This is a genomic window from Shewanella glacialimarina, assembly GCF_020511155.1.
In the GTDB taxonomy this organism is placed as follows: domain Bacteria; phylum Pseudomonadota; class Gammaproteobacteria; order Enterobacterales; family Shewanellaceae; genus Shewanella; species Shewanella glacialimarina.
This window is the reverse complement of the sequence record NZ_CP041216.1, coordinates 3,550,211-3,565,575: the sequence shown is the minus strand read 5'-3', so window position 1 is coordinate 3,565,575 and position 15,365 is coordinate 3,550,211. Positions and strand designations below refer to the sequence as shown.

General features: G+C 40.9%; 10 protein-coding genes. 4 read left to right on the top strand and 6 right to left on the bottom strand.

What is annotated here, in order from left to right:
- Positions 1-3: 3 nt before the first annotated feature.
- The 6 genes from FJ709_RS15590 to FJ709_RS15565 all read right to left on the bottom strand — a co-directional run bounded on the left by FJ709_RS15590 (position 4) and on the right by FJ709_RS15565 (position 9,817).
- The gene (locus tag FJ709_RS15590) at positions 4-2,253 is read right to left on the bottom strand and encodes a PAS domain-containing protein (protein ID WP_226410931.1); all 2,250 of its coding nucleotides are present in this window, start codon (positions 2,251-2,253) and stop codon (positions 4-6) included.
- An 87-nt stretch (positions 2,254-2,340) separates the two neighbouring features.
- Positions 2,341-2,970: a TatD family nuclease-associated radical SAM protein gene (locus FJ709_RS15585; protein ID WP_226416015.1), complete on the bottom strand. Its 630-nt coding sequence runs from the start codon at positions 2,968-2,970 to the stop codon at positions 2,341-2,343.
- Between the two features lie 153 nt (positions 2,971-3,123).
- The gene (locus FJ709_RS15580) at positions 3,124-6,255 is read right to left on the bottom strand and encodes an efflux RND transporter permease subunit (protein WP_226410930.1); all 3,132 of its coding nucleotides are present in this window, start codon (positions 6,253-6,255) and stop codon (positions 3,124-3,126) included.
- On the bottom strand, positions 6,255-7,457 hold the full coding sequence (locus FJ709_RS15575) for an efflux RND transporter periplasmic adaptor subunit (protein ID WP_226410929.1): 1,203 nt from the start codon (positions 7,455-7,457) through the stop codon (positions 6,255-6,257). The genes FJ709_RS15580 and FJ709_RS15575 overlap by 1 nt, the downstream gene beginning before the upstream one ends.
- 346 nt (positions 7,458-7,803) lie before the next feature.
- Complete coding sequence (gene srmB, locus FJ709_RS15570; RefSeq protein ID WP_226410928.1) at positions 7,804-9,027, bottom strand: ATP-dependent RNA helicase SrmB; 1,224 nt, start codon at positions 9,025-9,027, stop codon at positions 7,804-7,806.
- Positions 9,028-9,082: 55 nt separating this feature from the next.
- Positions 9,083-9,817 carry a tRNA1(Val) (adenine(37)-N6)-methyltransferase gene (locus tag FJ709_RS15565; protein WP_226410927.1) on the bottom strand — a complete coding sequence of 245 codons (735 nt, stop codon included), beginning with the start codon at positions 9,815-9,817 and terminating at the stop codon, positions 9,083-9,085.
- 546 nt (positions 9,818-10,363) lie between these two features.
- Here FJ709_RS15565 and brnQ point away from each other — a divergent pair.
- The 4 genes from brnQ (at position 10,364) to recJ (ending at position 15,353) form a co-directional block, all read left to right on the top strand.
- Positions 10,364-11,695, top strand: a complete 1,332-nt coding sequence (gene brnQ, locus FJ709_RS15560; RefSeq protein WP_226410926.1) for a branched-chain amino acid transport system II carrier protein — start codon at positions 10,364-10,366, stop codon at positions 11,693-11,695.
- A 102-nt stretch (positions 11,696-11,797) separates the two neighbouring features.
- Positions 11,798-12,703 carry a site-specific tyrosine recombinase XerD gene (gene xerD, locus FJ709_RS15555; protein WP_226410925.1) on the top strand — a complete coding sequence of 302 codons (906 nt, stop codon included), beginning with the start codon at positions 11,798-11,800 and terminating at the stop codon, positions 12,701-12,703.
- Positions 12,704-12,829: 126 nt separating this feature from the next.
- The gene (dsbC, locus tag FJ709_RS15550; protein ID WP_226410924.1) at positions 12,830-13,552 is read left to right on the top strand and encodes a bifunctional protein-disulfide isomerase/oxidoreductase DsbC; all 723 of its coding nucleotides are present in this window, start codon (positions 12,830-12,832) and stop codon (positions 13,550-13,552) included.
- Between the two features lie 76 nt (positions 13,553-13,628).
- The gene (recJ, locus tag FJ709_RS15545; protein WP_226410923.1) at positions 13,629-15,353 is read left to right on the top strand and encodes a single-stranded-DNA-specific exonuclease RecJ; all 1,725 of its coding nucleotides are present in this window, start codon (positions 13,629-13,631) and stop codon (positions 15,351-15,353) included.
- The last annotated feature ends 12 nt before the right edge of the window (positions 15,354-15,365 follow it).

Here is a 15,365-nt window from a genome sequence, read left to right as displayed (position 1 = left end):
TGTTTAATCCAGAGGTGACTTACTTTCATAATCAAAAGTTCGTGTAAAGGCTTGGCAGATATTTTGATCACCTGATTGCTTAGCGCGCTTTAATGCCACATCTGCATTGATGAGGTATTGCTCAAGGCTTTGTGGTGCACAATAGCCTGCGATACCAATATTTATACCTTCATCTAAGTGTTTTGTTGCGAGTTTTTTAAGCATCTCAATAGCAAATAAATGGGTCCGGGTTGCATCAGTGTGTGGTAAAAATAGCACTAACTTACCCAGTTGCCAGTGAGCTAATTGATAGTTTATTGGTAGGTCGACTAACATTTGAATTTCAATATCTTGCTGGCGCTTTTCAAGCTGGCTTATATCGCCCATGTTACTAAAAATGCCTTCTGGATTAATATCCATGACTAATAAGCTTGAGCTGGCTTTAATGTTTTCACTGGTATTGTTGAAGTAGTTTTCTAAATCAACTAAACGCATCACCATACTGCTTTTTGGGGTGATCATATGTTGATTGATGACAGGACCCGCTGCATTGGTTTCGACAGTAAAGATAAGGTATTCAATATCCCCTTCAAGAGACATATGGCCCATAACGGTAATTTTTAAGTTTTCAACAAAACGGCTTTGATCAAATGGCGCAACATGGCCTTGCCACTCACCTTGCAGGGTCACCTGGGTAAGAATATTACTCCAAATATCGCTAATTTCAGTACCCAGCAGTGTCTTAATATCAACTAGGTGTTCGCCGCGCAGCTGCATCAAATTATCAAAGCTATGATTGCAGTTAATTACTTTTCCCTCAGCGTTAGTTAATGTGGTTGCTATTGCGTTTTCGCTGAGCAATTGATTGAGAAAAGCCTGTTGACGACTAGCAACTAATTCACTGATGTCATTAAATACCACAATCCAGTAATGTTCCTTTTGCGATAGCGCTTGACGGTGTATGTGGATATTAACCTGATGGTTATCATCTTCTAAACTGACACAGCCAGACCAATACTGGTCGGTACGTAAAATCTTTTTCAGTGCTTCAAATTTGTCGTCAGAAAGATTGATCACTCGCTGCAAACTGCGATCGGTTAAGGTATTTAATTGATAATTTAATGAGTTGGCAGCACTATTATTAATTCCCAGAATTCGGCCACTATCATTGACAATAGCGTAACTTAACTCGGTATTAAATAATCCATTCGACAAGCGAATACTATTATTTCTGGCCTTATTTTCCATTAAATAACGCTGACGAAAAACAATTAACCCTATGCCCAATAACCCGATCACAATACTGGCAACGATAAGTACCATTTTCCAGGGTTCAAAACGTGCAGCGATATCCTGGTGACGAATATAAGATAAAAAGAAATATTCTTTTTTCGATTCACTTTGCCCGGTAAGCTCCACCTTCAAATAAACAAATGTTGAGTCTTTACTGTGAAATTGGCCGAAATTGTTCATCGCCATAGATTGCCACAGCTCAGGATTGGTTTGTTTTAAACTTGCTCCTAAGGTATCAGGCATATTATTTAATGGACTAGGCTGATTTGCGCCAGCATATAAAAAACTCTGGCTATCTAATAACAATAACGGCGAGTTAGGATTAAAAAAAGCCGGTTTTATGGTATCTAATAACCGGGTAACAGAGTTGAATGTGACTAGATAACCATTGATAGATTGATCAAGGTTTTCTAACCATGCAAGTTGATATATATAGGGTTCGAGTTTGCCATCAATCGGGGTAAATGCCATGTCAGAGGAGTATATTTCAGCTCCTCCCATGGTACTTTTTCCTTTCAATAATTTTGGGGGTAGGGTTAAGTTTTCTAAATTATTTGATGTGGAAAATTTAAGCTTTCCTTGTGGATCATACAATGCCAAGCCAAGTAATTCAGGGATGTTTTGTGTTAGAGAGTTCCAGCTTTGAAAAAGTTTTTGTTTTTGTTCTTCATTGGGGCTAGAAAGATATTGACGAAGCAACTCCCCATTAGCAAATGTTTGAGTTCTAAATTGTAAAAATCCCATTTTGTCAGTGGCGAGTGAGGCTACTGTTTGTAATTCGCTATATCGTTGGCCAGCCCAGTCTTCCTGTAGTCTGCGCTCACCCATATCAATGATGGTACTACTGATAATAATCAGCCCAATCAGCAATAAAATAACCTGACTAAAAAGTGATAAAATTTGGGTGCGAGACCAATGAATATCTTGGACTGAAGCAATGAGGGATGTAATACCTGAAATTGTTGTTTTTCTTTTAAACATTGCGCCAACTTTGTCTGTATAAGTAGCCAAACTACACTAAAGTGAAGTGGACGCTAATATTAGCATGAATTAGTTAATTAAATCATGCTAACCCACGATATCAAGTTGGCGTTCGGTAAAGTGACAATTAGCATCAAACGCAATTGTTCGGCACTTATCAATATCAACACCAGCTAGCCCGTTTATTGCGCTGACCGATACTGATTGGATATATTGTGGGGCTAAGGTGATGAATTCACGCACAGCACTATAAGCGTGTGTTAATTTGGGTTGGCAATGTTCAATATAGGCCTGCTCTGTGTCTGCATTGAGTGATATCGACATCGCATCAATACACGTGGCCAGTTCAGGTAAAATATTGCGACGATGAAATAGGTTACCTAATCCGTCGGTATTAAGTCTGACTTGGGCGCCACGACTTTGCAATTCTTTAGCTATTGTCAGCAGGGCGTCTAAATTCAGTGTAGGTTCTCCATATCCGCAGAACACATACTCTTCAAACTTATCTACCTGTCCCAATAATGGCAATATATCGTCAGCAGTAATGGTTTTGCTTAAGGTTAAATCATATTGAGCAACTTGCTTGCTACCATTATGTTTCGGGCAAAATTTGCAACGTAAGGTGCAACGACTGGTTAAATTGATATAGCGACTGTGGCGAATATCATAAACCAAGGTGTTGTGAGTCGTATGGTCTGTAGGTTGAGTTTGCGACATTGCATGCTGAAGTTGTGGATGTTGCTTTATATTAACCCATGCATTAATAAATGAATGCTGGACAGATCTCAGATTAGACAAACAAAAACAGCGCTAAATAAGCGCTGTTTTGTTTGAAAACTATAACGATTCATAATCGATACTGGCTACAGATTAATAATAATCCGCATCTGTAGTTTTAGGTCGCCACCACCATAAATAGAAGCGTTTCAGCACACGTTTAATGTCATCCAAAATAATATACAGAACGGGCACTAAAATTAGCGTCACCACGGTGGAAAACAAAATACCAAAAGCCAATGAGGTTGCCATAGGAATAACAATTTTAGCTTGTAAGCTTTTTTCCATAATAATTGGAACAAGGCCAACAAAGGTGGTTAACGAGGTAAGAATAATTGCTCTGAATCGATAACAGCCTGAGTCGATTGCTGATTGCATAATCGACTTACCTTCTTCGCGGGATTTATTAACAAAATCCACTAGGATTAACGAATCATTGACTACCACACCAGCCAACGCCACGATGCCACATAAACTCAATACACTCATTGATAATCCCAGCATGTAATGGCCGACTAACGCGCCAATCATCCCAAAGGGAATGACTGACATGATAATTAAAGGTTGAGTATATGATTTAAGTGGAATAGCCATTAAGGCATAAATAGTGAACATGGCGAAGAAAAAGCCCTGTATTAAGCCTAACATGGCATTTTGCTCATCCAGACTGCTGCCATCTAATGAGGCCGATACATGGGGGTATTTTGCTGATAAGTAGGGGATAAATTCAGACTGTACCTCATCAACAACTTTACTAGGCTCTACTTTGTTGGTATTTGCATTAGCGCTAATGGTAATTGCACGGCGACCATCTACACGGGTAATAGATGCATAAGAGTCGCCTAACTCTATTGCGGCTACACTTGAAAATGGTACCGTTTGGCCGTTACTGGTGCGGATCATCATATTTTCAAGATGCCCCACGGTGCGTCGCTGCTCCAGTGGGTAGCGGATCATCACTTTAACTTCTTCTTTATTACGCAAAATACGTTGTGCTTCGTAACCATAAAAGCCGTAACGCACTTGGCGCGCTAAGTCAGACAGAGTTAACCCCTGTGCCTGTGCTTCTGGCAGAATATTAAGACGAATTTCCTGGCTGCCCGACGAAAAGTTGTCTGAAATATCATATACACCTTCATAGGTTGCCAGTTTATCTTTAATTTCTTTAGAGGCGAGGGCCAGTTGATCTAAATCGGTTGAGGTTAATCTAAAGGATAAATCTCCGCCGGTCTCATTAGTGCTGGCATTAATATTGAGTTTTTTAACCGACAGTAATTCAGGTAACTGTTTGCGCCACTCTTCGGCAATAGATACGCCATCAACGTCCCTGTCTTCACCTTTAGTTAACTCAGTAAAAATAAACGCTGAAGTACGTGAGCTTAATGACACAAAACTGTGTTTAACTACACCTGTGCCATATTCCTGCTCCATAACATCATTCATTCGATATAAAGCATCTTCTACCTGCTGGACAGTGGCTAAGGTATTGAGTTCAGAGCTACCTTCATCCATTTCTAGTTGAACTTGAATAAAGTCAGATGGAATATCAGGAAAAAATACCCAACGCACTTTCCCGCTAGCAACCAAAGCGATAGAGAGAATTAATACCCCAACAAAGACTGCAACAACATTATAGCGTTGCCTAATGCAGGCTTCTAAAAAGTGTCGATATTTATGGTGAATAAAGAATTGTAGCTTGTCATTTAAGCCAACTTTAAAACGCGAAAATACATTAGTCGGCGCGGTTTTCTTTTTGACTTTCATGTGTGCCAAATGTGCTGGCAAGATGAATTTTGATTCAATGAGTGAGAAGGCTAAACACAAAATAACAATCATGCCGATAGACTTCCAAATAATCCCCATTGGACCTGATACCAAAATCATTGGCGTGAAAGCGGCAATGGTGGTCAGTACCCCAAAGGTGGCAGGCATAGCAACTTTGTGCACACCTGTTATCACGTTGTGTAAAGAATGACCGTTTTCTTCAACTTCACTGTAGGCACTTTCACCTATTACAATGGCATCATCGACGACAATCCCCAGTACCAAGATAAAAGCAAATAAGGTCAACATGTTAATCGACATGCCAACCGCGGGCATTAACAACATTGCCCCTAAGAAGCACACAGGTAACCCCATCATCACCCAAAAAGCTAATTTAAGGTCAAGAAACAGGGCAAGAATAATAAATACCAACAGTGCACCGTAAAACATGTTAGATAACATCATGTTTAAGCGGCCTTGAAGATAGTGAGTTAAGTCCCCCCAAGTATCTACTTGTATATTAGCGGGCAGAGTGCTTTGACGTTCGGCTATGTAGGCTTTTACCTGTGTAGATATCGCTAACGCGTCTTGATCATCAATACTGGTGACTTCAATAATTGCTGCTGGCTTGCCATTAAAACGGGTGTATTCTAATCTTTCTTCAAAGCCATCTTTAATATTCGCCACTTGAGGCAGCATAATACGGCTGCCGTCGGTGCGGGTTAATACCACAATTTTAGCAAAGTCTTCGCCAGTATAGGCTTGGCCTTTGGTGCGCAATAATATGTCACCATCTTGAGCACGAATAGAGCCGCCGGGTAGATCAATAGAGGCATTTTGGACCGCTTGCGCCACTTGGCTAAAACTTAAACCATATTCGCGTAGCTTATCTTCAGATACTTCAATGCCAATTTCGTAATCTCTTACACCTGTTAGCTTAGCCCGTGTTACGCCGGGTAAATCGGTGAGGTCTTCACGAATTGATTTAGCCATCTCTTTCATGTCATGGGCTGACATATCGCCATAAACCGACACCCAAATCACATTGTTTTCAGGCTTTATTTGAAAAATATTTGGCTTTTCAATGTTATCAGGAAAGGTAGCTATAGCATCAATACGCAGTTTAGCCTCATCAAGCACTTGCTGAACATCGAAACCATCCTCAACTTCAATGGTGACAGACCCTATACTATCGCTAGCCACAGAGGTGGTTTTTTTAATCCCAGAAATATCTTGAATGGCTTCCTCAATTTTGATGTTGATCCCTTCTTCAATTTCTTGCGGGGCAGCACCTGGGTAGGCCACAGTGATATTGATAAGATTAAGTGAAAAGCTGGGGAAAATTTCTTTATTAATTATTACGGCACTGAATAATCCACCGATAATCAGTACTAGCATGAGTAAGTTTGCTGCAACGTTATTGCGAGCAAACCAAGATATGATTCCTGAATGGCTCTGCATCACAGCTCTCCTGCAGGGGTTAGCTCATCATCAGATACATCATCTGTGGGGGTTAACTTATCGTCCTCACCTAATATTTTTACTTTTTGACCATTAGATAGGTTGGCGACATTGGTCATTGAGATGCGCTCTCCATCGGTAAAGCTGTCTTTAATGTAGACACTGTCAATGTCGGTTCTGACTAGGTTAACACTGCGCATCTCAATGATATTATCATCACTGACAATGGCGACTTGGTCATTACGTAATACATGACGTGGAAGCTGCACAATACCGCTTACGGTGCGGCCTTTAATGACTGCGGTGACAAAGCTGCCGTATTTCAATGGTAACTGTTTATTATTTTTTGACTTTATAAGATAAGGGTCAATGACTTCAGCAACGAGGTAAACCATACGGTTTTGTTCATCGATGACATTTTCGCTGCGGATAATATTGCCATTCCAGGTCATGTTTTGACCCGCTAGAGAAGCGCTTAATGTGACTTCTGTGTCTGGATTGTCAATTGACTCTAAATAAGCCAAGTCATTATTGGTCAGTGGTAAACGAATCTCTGCGGTACTGGTATCGTATAACTCGCCTAAATTAGTGCCTAACGTGACGTATTGGCCTAGGTCGACATGACGCGCTTTAATGATGCCGTCAAACGGTGCGCGAATAATGGTGCGTTCAAGATTACGTTGCGCACGGGCCAGTGCAGCTTTAGACGACTTTACATTTGCTTGTTCTTTTTTAAGCTGTGGGATACGTAAGCCTAATTCTGGGGCAACGCCGTTATCGAAATCTTTAAATTCTATTTTAGCCACTTGGCCACGGGCCATTTCTTCGTTTAGCATTGCAGTAGCCTGTGCCACATTGGCTTCTGCTTGCATTAAGTCAGCTTCATAATCAGAAGGTTCAATTAACGCTAATTGATCGCCTTTTTTAACTATGCCGCCCGCAACAAACTCGGCAGATATATTTTGTAGTCGCCCTTGTACTTCTGTTACGAGCTGAGTTTTATATTTGGGATTAACCACACCATAGGAAGGTAGGTTTAATGAAACCGTTTGTTGCTTTACTGTCATCACATCAATAATAGTGAGAATTTCTGCTTCGTCTTTTTGTTCAGGAGCTTCCTGGGTTTGCATTAGTAGCTGTGCAAATCCAATTGCCACGATCAAGATAAAAAGGGGGGTCATTCTTCTTAAAATAGTTTTCATTCTTTTCGCTTATCCATGCTGAATTGATGCTGATGAATGTATTTTGTACAATTTGCGGTATTTACCACCAATGTTTGCACATTTTGTTATTCTTATCAGTAATCTGTCTAAATTAACAGACTTTATGATTCAGCTAAACTGGTTTATGTAAATTAGCTGTAGCAGGATGTTGCGACTGTTAACATTTTAGAGGGATATTTGAAAAATAAATTAGCATGTGCGGGCGATGAATCATTTTAAATATCATCTCAAATATAGATAGAGGCGATAAAAAAACGAACCTGTTTAGGTTCGTTTTTTATTTATATTGAAATATTCCAGTAAGCAGATTACCTACCAATATTAATTATTTTTTCTTTTTTGACTTCTTAGAGAATTTTTTAGGGTCCTTGGCATTAGCTTTTTTCTTACCCGGCACTTTAGCTTCTTTATGTTTAGGACGAAGCTCTTCAATGACGCGGCGTTTTAATGTTTGCTCAATATAGCGCTCAATTTTACCGACAATTCGTACATCATGTGCTTCCATTAGTGAAATGGCAGTACCTTTAGCGCCAGCGCGTCCTGTGCGGCCAATACGGTGCACATAAGTATCAGCTGAACGTGGCATGTCAAAGTTAATTACATGAGTTATATCATCAACGTCAATACCTCGGGCAGCCACATCGGTAGCCAATAGCACATTGACTTCACCTTTTGTAAAACGTCCTAGGGCTTGAAAACGTTTCTTTTGTTCCATGTCGCCACGCATAAACGCACAAGGTATATTGGCCTTTAATAATAATCCTTCAAGGCTAGCCACCGCTTCACGGGTTTTAACAAATACGATTGTTCGCTTAACTTGCTCTTGTCTTAAGATGTTACACAGTAGGGCAAATTTATGATCTTTATCGTCAGCTAAATGTGCCCACTGATGAATTTTAGCTTTTTCGCTGCGAGGTGCTTCTACATCTATGGTGACAGGATCTTTCAATAGATCACGTGCGAAACGCTCAACCCCGCTGCCTTCTAAAGTGGCAGAGAACAACATGTTTTGTTTACGACCTTGTGCTTCAATCGCAATGGCTTGCACTACTGAAGAGAATCCCATGTCCAACATACGGTCGGCTTCATCAATTACTAGAATATCGACCTCAGTAGCATCGAATTTTCTTTTGTCTAGGTATTCCATCAATCGGCCCGGAGTGGCGATTAATATATCGATATTACCTGCAAGGGCTTCTTCTTGCGGCCCATAAGGAACGCCACCAGTAATAATGGCAATATCTAAATCTAAGTCAGTTGCGAGATGACATGCATAACGATGAATTTGGCTAGCAAGCTCACGGGTAGGAGTTAACACCATGATGCGGGCTTGTCCTTCGAAACGACGAGGGAAATCGATCAGGTGCTGTAAGGCTGGCAATAAGAAACTTGCTGTTTTACCTGTCCCTGTTGGCGCACGCGCAAGAATATCCCGTTGCTCCATCGCCATAGGAATAGCTTGTTGTTGAACTGTCGTGGGGCTTTTGTGGCCCATGGCTTTCAGTGAATCTAATAACCTTGGGTCTAAATCGAAATCTTCAAATAACATGCACGTGGGTCTCGCTTAAAAGTAGCCGTCTATTATAGCTGACGAATCACACAGGCTAAAGTTTTAAGTAAAAATCCTTGCATAAATCTGTCATTGCTACCGAATACTGACCTTGTTTATCACGTATATCGATCGAGCCGGTAACATATTGTTGTTCGGAAGCAGGATGTTTAATCGCCAGCAATAGCCGATTAGGTGGTTTTCCTGTAACGCTGCTGACTTCAATACGTTGAGTTATTTCTAAGCCAGTGCCAGATAGTGCTGGTTTGAACATCGCTTCACTCTGAACCGGAATAATGATACTGGCCACGCCATCTTTGGCTAATAAAGCGTAAATGGATTGTACTAAGTCCGTAAAATCCAGTTGATTAGTGTGTCTTGCCGTTGCGCGGGCACGATCCTGAGTTTGCGGGCCATTGGTAAAGTAAGGAGGGTTGCAAATAATATGATCAAAGTATTGGCGACTGCTTACGGCTATTTTTTGCTGATATAAGCAAAAATCTTGAATGCTGGATTGTATCAATTCAATTTTTTTAGCCCATTGGCTTTGGGCGATATTATTGAGGCAATCTTGAGCAGCAGACGTATCTAACTCTATTGCCGTAATGTGAGTTTTTGTCGATGTTCTCTGTGCAGCCATTAAGCTCAATAAGCCACTTCCTGCGCCAATATCAATAATACGTGTTGCGTTAGTTAAGCCCGCCCAAGCACCTAACAGCACCCCGTCAGTACTTACACTCATGCCGCAATGGCTATCATCGATATAAAATTGTTTAAATGTGAATGGCATTAAGGGCTACAGTGCGAGCGAATTAAAGGTTGATTATAACAAATTACACCAGCGTGTTAATTGATTGATGATGGCTTATTTTAAAACATGCAGTATTACTTCTACTGGTGTTTAACCCTCAGTCAATGTGGTAGCGGCCATAATATAAATATAAGGTCTTAATTATCGGTTTGTTAATTTATGTTATCGCTTATTAAAGGCTGTGCTAGTTATGTTTAGTGCTTTTGGTAATTGTTTCAGGCTTGAAATCTAAATAACTGAATATACTCAGTCTCTATTGCGTATTATTAGCATCTTTGCTATTAGTTCAGGCTGCTCTTTCAAGGTAAAACCGCTTGTAATGGCTTGATTCATTCAAACACTAACTAAGGGTTATATAAACAGATCAACAATGATTATTTTTCGCACTAAATTTAATGTATTTAGATAGGTTAGGGTGTAAATATAATTTTACGATCTGTGACGTGTTCATTATTAGCAGTAGCTAAAATGAATTTGATCACTTAAGTTGGTTAAAGAACAAATACAACAAAAAGAGATGTTAACGTGCAAACAACTAAATTATCGATCATCGATACCTTTGGCCTAGGGTTTATGGCTTTCGCATTCTTCTTGGGTGCAGGTAATCTTATATTCCCGCCTTTTGCGGGTTTTTTAGCGGGTGAGAACATGTCACTGGCTATGGTTGGCTTTTTATTAACCGCGGTGGGAATGCCACTGATTGGATTGATTGCTGTAGCTAAATCCAATGGTAAAATTATGGCCTATTTGCCACCGTTTGCTGCTACAGCTCTGGCCATTGCTATTTATATTATTATAGGGCCTGCATTTGCGGCGCCTCGAACCAGTTTGGTCGCCTTTGAAATAGGCGCTCGTCCGTTTATAGCAGACCCTGATGCGGTGGTGATGATAGCGGGTCAAGCAATCAATATAGCCCAGCTGATATTTACCTTAGTGTTTTTCACGATTGTGATGTTTATGTCACTTTATCCTGGCAAACTTTTGGATAACGTCGGCAAAGTACTTACGCCTATTTTACTGACCTTGCTGGTTGCTTTAGCAATGAGCGTGATGTTTATCTCAGGCTCAACGGTAGGCTCTCCTTCAGCGGAATATCTGGCAAGTCCGTTATCAAAGGGGATTATTGAAGGTTATAACACTATGGATACCTTGGCATCACTGATGTTTGGTATGCTTATTATCGATTTACTGCGTAAAAAAGGCGTTAATAATGTTGCAGATCAAACCAAGTATCTGATCCGCGCCGCCATTATTGCCGCATCTGGATTGGCATTTGTGTATATATCACTATTCTTTCTAGGTGCTTCAGCAGGTGATTTAGCTAAGGGAGCATCAAACGGTGGTGTCATTTTAACTAACTATGTTGATCATAACTTTGGCATGTTAGGTATTGTTATGCTGTCTACTGTCGTTGGTTTGGCGTGTTTGACTACCGCGATCGGTCTGGTAACTGCGTGTTCTGAGTTTTTCAATGAGCTTCTACCGTCAGTGTCATACCAACGTTTTGTGATTATTTTCAGTGTGGTGTGTGCCACTGTTGCTAACGTGGGTTTATCACAATTAATTATAATTAGTATTCCTGTATTGATGACGATTTATCCAGTGGCCATTGCATTGGTATTAGTTACTTTTATTACGCCACAATTTGCTCGTCCTGAATTGTCACAACGATTAATTTTAAGCGTTGCGCTAGCTTTTGGCGTATTAGATGGATTAAAAACCGGTGGCTTTGATATGTCGATGTTTAATTTCTTACCGTTACATGCAGAAGGCATGGCTTGGGTACTGCCAACCGCCATCGTTTCTGCGGTATGTTTGTTTTTACCTAAAAGTGATCAAACAACCTCTGCGGCATAAATGCTTATCAGCTAATTGCTTATCAGTAAGGATTGCTAATATTTGACCGCTAGATATGCTAATCTATTGCTAGCATATCTAGCGTGTTAAATAGAGTCTTACGTGAAATCAAATCAATACTCTCCGCACCCCCTAATCGAACAATTCATTGACGATATATGGTCAACAAAAGGCTTAAGTGATAATACGTTAGCATCGTATCGAACTGATGTAGCGCATTTTGAACGCTTTGTATTAAGTCAAAAGTCTTGCCTTATTGATGCCGATGCATTGCTATTAAAAGCGTATCTCGCGTATCGATTTGAGCAACAATATGCTAAAACCAGTACCGCAAGATTGATGAGTAGCTTACGACGCTTTTATGGTTATTTAATTGTGAATAAGTTGATTTATGTCGATCCTACCGCGTTAATTGAGTCACCTAAACTGCCACGCAAACTGCCTGATGCATTATCTGAAGCGCAAGTAGATGCTTTACTATCCGAGCCCGATATCGATGATCCAATTGAATGCCGTGACAAAGCGATGCTTGAATTATTATATGCAACAGGGCTGAGGGTGACCGAATTAGTGAGTTTAACCATGGAGCAAATAAGTTTGCGCCAAGGAGTCGTTAGGGTGATGGGTAAGGGCGGTAAAGAACGTTTAGTTCCGCTAGGTGAATTAGCCATTAGTGAAGTCGAATTATATTTAAAAACTGCTAGGCCAACACTTTTACATATGAAGCAATCTGATGTGTTATTTCCGTCGAGGCGTGCTCAGATGATGACTCGACAAACTTTCTGGCATCGCATTAAGTTATACAGTGCACGAGCAGGGATAAGGGTACACTTATCGCCACATACTTTACGCCATGCCTTTGCGACTCATTTACTGAATCACGGCGCTGATTTACGAGTTGTACAATTACTCTTAGGCCACAGTGATTTATCCACGACTCAAATTTACACTCATGTTGCTAAAGCCCGTCTGCAGCAGCTTCATCAACAGCATCATCCGCGAGGTTAATCTATTGGGTAGCCTTTCGTTACATTAAAAAGCTTTTAGCATAGTTGCGTTAATCGTACTAAATCTGTAAGTTTTGCAATCAAAGTCGGGTCTAGTCATTTAATCCCGTGTAAATTAGGAATAATTATGAAGTTATCTAAAGCCTTAATTCTTGTCGCCAGTTTAGTTGTTCCTGTAATGAGCTATGCAGCAGCCACAACTGATACTGAAAATAGTGAGTTAAAACAAAAAATATCAGACATGTTAGGTGTTGAGGTGATGAGTCTTCAAGCATCGCCGATAAAGGGTATTGTGCAAGCGTTAACAGATCGTGGTGTGCTCTATATTACTGAAGATGGATCTAAATTGATCCATGGCAATATGTATGACCTAAATAACCGCATGAACAACTTAACTGAGGCTGCTTTAGCCGGGCCTCGCATAGATATGCTTAAACCACTTGAGAAAGACATGTTGGTTTATAAAGCTAAAAATGAAAAGCATGTGGTCACGGTATTCACTGATGTAGACTGCGGCTATTGCCGTAAACTGCATAATCAAATGAGTGAATATAATGACTTAGGCATTACGATCCGTTACCTAGCTTATCCTCGCGCAGGGATCCCTTCAGCTAACGCCGATGAAATGCAAGCTGTATGGTGTGCTAAAGATCCATTGCAAGCAATGACAGATGCTAAAGAAGGTAAGAATATTAAAGCGGCATCGTGTGATATTGATATTAGCAAACAATTTGATCTTGGACGTTCATTTGGCGTTAACGGTACGCCAGCGATGATACTTGCAGACGGTAGTATGGTGCCAGGTTATCAGCCTCCAAATGACTTATTGAAAACCTTAGAATCTCGATAGTCAACTGACTAAGGTGAGCAATAGCTCACCTTTTTATTTATCGCCTTTTTCACATATCACTGCATTAGGGTTTGTTTTGTCTCATAAAATCACTCGTCGTCTTCAAGTTGATGATTCACATCTTCCTATTACTTTACCTCCCTTATTGAGACAGTTATATGCTCGACGCGGTGTGGGGCAAGATGATTGTGAGCTAGTGTTAGCTAGATTACTGCGTCCTAATACTATGAAAGGGTTAGATGTTGCCGCTAAATTAGTAGCCGATGCGATGCATGCTCAGCAGCAAATATTAATCGTGGGTGACTTTGATGCCGATGGCGCCACGTCTACTTGTGTTTGCTTACTCGCTTTAAGAATGATGGGCGCGACTCAAGTGGATTATTTAATCCCTAATCGTTTTGACTACGGTTATGGTTTGAGTCCTGAAATTGTCGCTGTTGCCCACAGTAAAAAGGCGCAACTACTTATCACGGTTGATAATGGTATCTCGTCTATAGACGGCGTAAAAGCTGCCAAAGCTTACGGCATGCAAGTGGTCGTGACCGATCATCATCTTGCGGGCAAAATCTTACCCGCAGCTGATGCCATTGTTAATCCGAATCAACCTGATTGCCAATTCGCCAGTAAATCCATTGCAGGAGTTGGGGTCGCTTTTTATTTAATGACAGCAATTCGTGCAGAGCTTCGCAGCCGCAACTGGTATGCGGTGCAAGGTATTATAGAACCTAATTTAGCTGAACTACTTGATATAGTCGCACTAGGCACTGTCGCTGACGTGGTATCGCTAGACCCCAACAATCGTATTTTAGTTCAAGCCGGCTTACAACGTGTACGCGCAGGGCGTTGCCGCCCAGGTATTACCGCATTGCTAGAAGTTGCTAAGCGTGATCCAAGTAAAATTGTTGCTGCCGATTTTGGTTTTGCGGTTGGCCCAAGGCTAAATGCTGCCGGTCGCCTTGATGAAATGGCGTTAGGTGTCGAAACCTTATTGTGTGACGATATCATGCTTGCAAGACGAATGGCGGCTGAGCTAGATGGCTTAAATCAAGATAGGCGTGATATTGAAGCCGGTATGCAGCAAGAAGCCTTAAAAAGCTTACAAGTTATAGCACTGGATGAAGCGACCCTGCCTTGGGGGTTAGCTTTGTTTCAATCTGATTGGCATCAGGGTGTTATTGGCATTTTAGCTTCACGTATAAAAGATAGATACCACAGGCCAGTGATCGCTTTTGCGCAGGCGGGTAACGGTGAAATTAAAGGTTCTGCTCGCTCAATAAAAGGCCTGCACATGCGGGACTTACTAGAGCGGATTAATTCATTACATCCAGGTATTATTATCAAGTTTGGTGGCCATGCAATGGCAGCAGGCTTGTCTTTAAGAGCTGACGCGCTAGAGATATTCAAACAAGCTTTTGATGATGTCGTTAGAGATATTTTAGATTATGAGCAGCTAACTGGAGAGTTAATGTCAGATGGCGAATTAGCTGCCGCTAACATGACCTTAGATACAGCCTTTATGCTGCGTAATGCTGGCCCTTGGGGCCAATCATTTGAAGAGCCGCTATTTGATGGTTGCTTCAATGTTGTGCAGCAACGTATCGTGGGTGAAAAACATCTTAAGTTATTACTTGAAACAGAGTGCGGTCAATTAATGCTAGATGGCATTGCGTTTAATGTTGATATGCAAACCTGGCCCGACGCGACGATTAAACAGGCTCGAGTGGTTTATAAGTTAGATGTGAATGAGTTTAGAGGTAATCAAACGGTTCAGCTTATGGTTGAGTATATTGAACCTATGTAAGTATTTTAGATC

Coding starts and splice junctions, on each gene's coding strand:
- FJ709_RS15590 (WP_226410931.1), bottom strand. CDS start 2,253: ATGTTTAAAAGAAAAACAACAATTTCAGGTATTACATCCCTCATTGCT.
- FJ709_RS15585 (WP_226416015.1), bottom strand. CDS start 2,970: ATGTCGCAAACTCAACCTACAGACCATACGACTCACAACACCTTGGTT.
- FJ709_RS15580 (WP_226410930.1), bottom strand. CDS start 6,255: ATGCAGAGCCATTCAGGAATCATATCTTGGTTTGCTCGCAATAACGTT.
- FJ709_RS15575 (WP_226410929.1), bottom strand. CDS start 7,457: ATGAAAACTATTTTAAGAAGAATGACCCCCCTTTTTATCTTGATCGTG.
- srmB (WP_226410928.1), bottom strand. CDS start 9,027: ATGTTATTTGAAGATTTCGATTTAGACCCAAGGTTATTAGATTCACTG.
- FJ709_RS15565 (WP_226410927.1), bottom strand. CDS start 9,817: ATGCCATTCACATTTAAACAATTTTATATCGATGATAGCCATTGCGGC.
- dsbC (WP_226410924.1), top strand. CDS start 12,830: ATGAAGTTATCTAAAGCCTTAATTCTTGTCGCCAGTTTAGTTGTTCCT.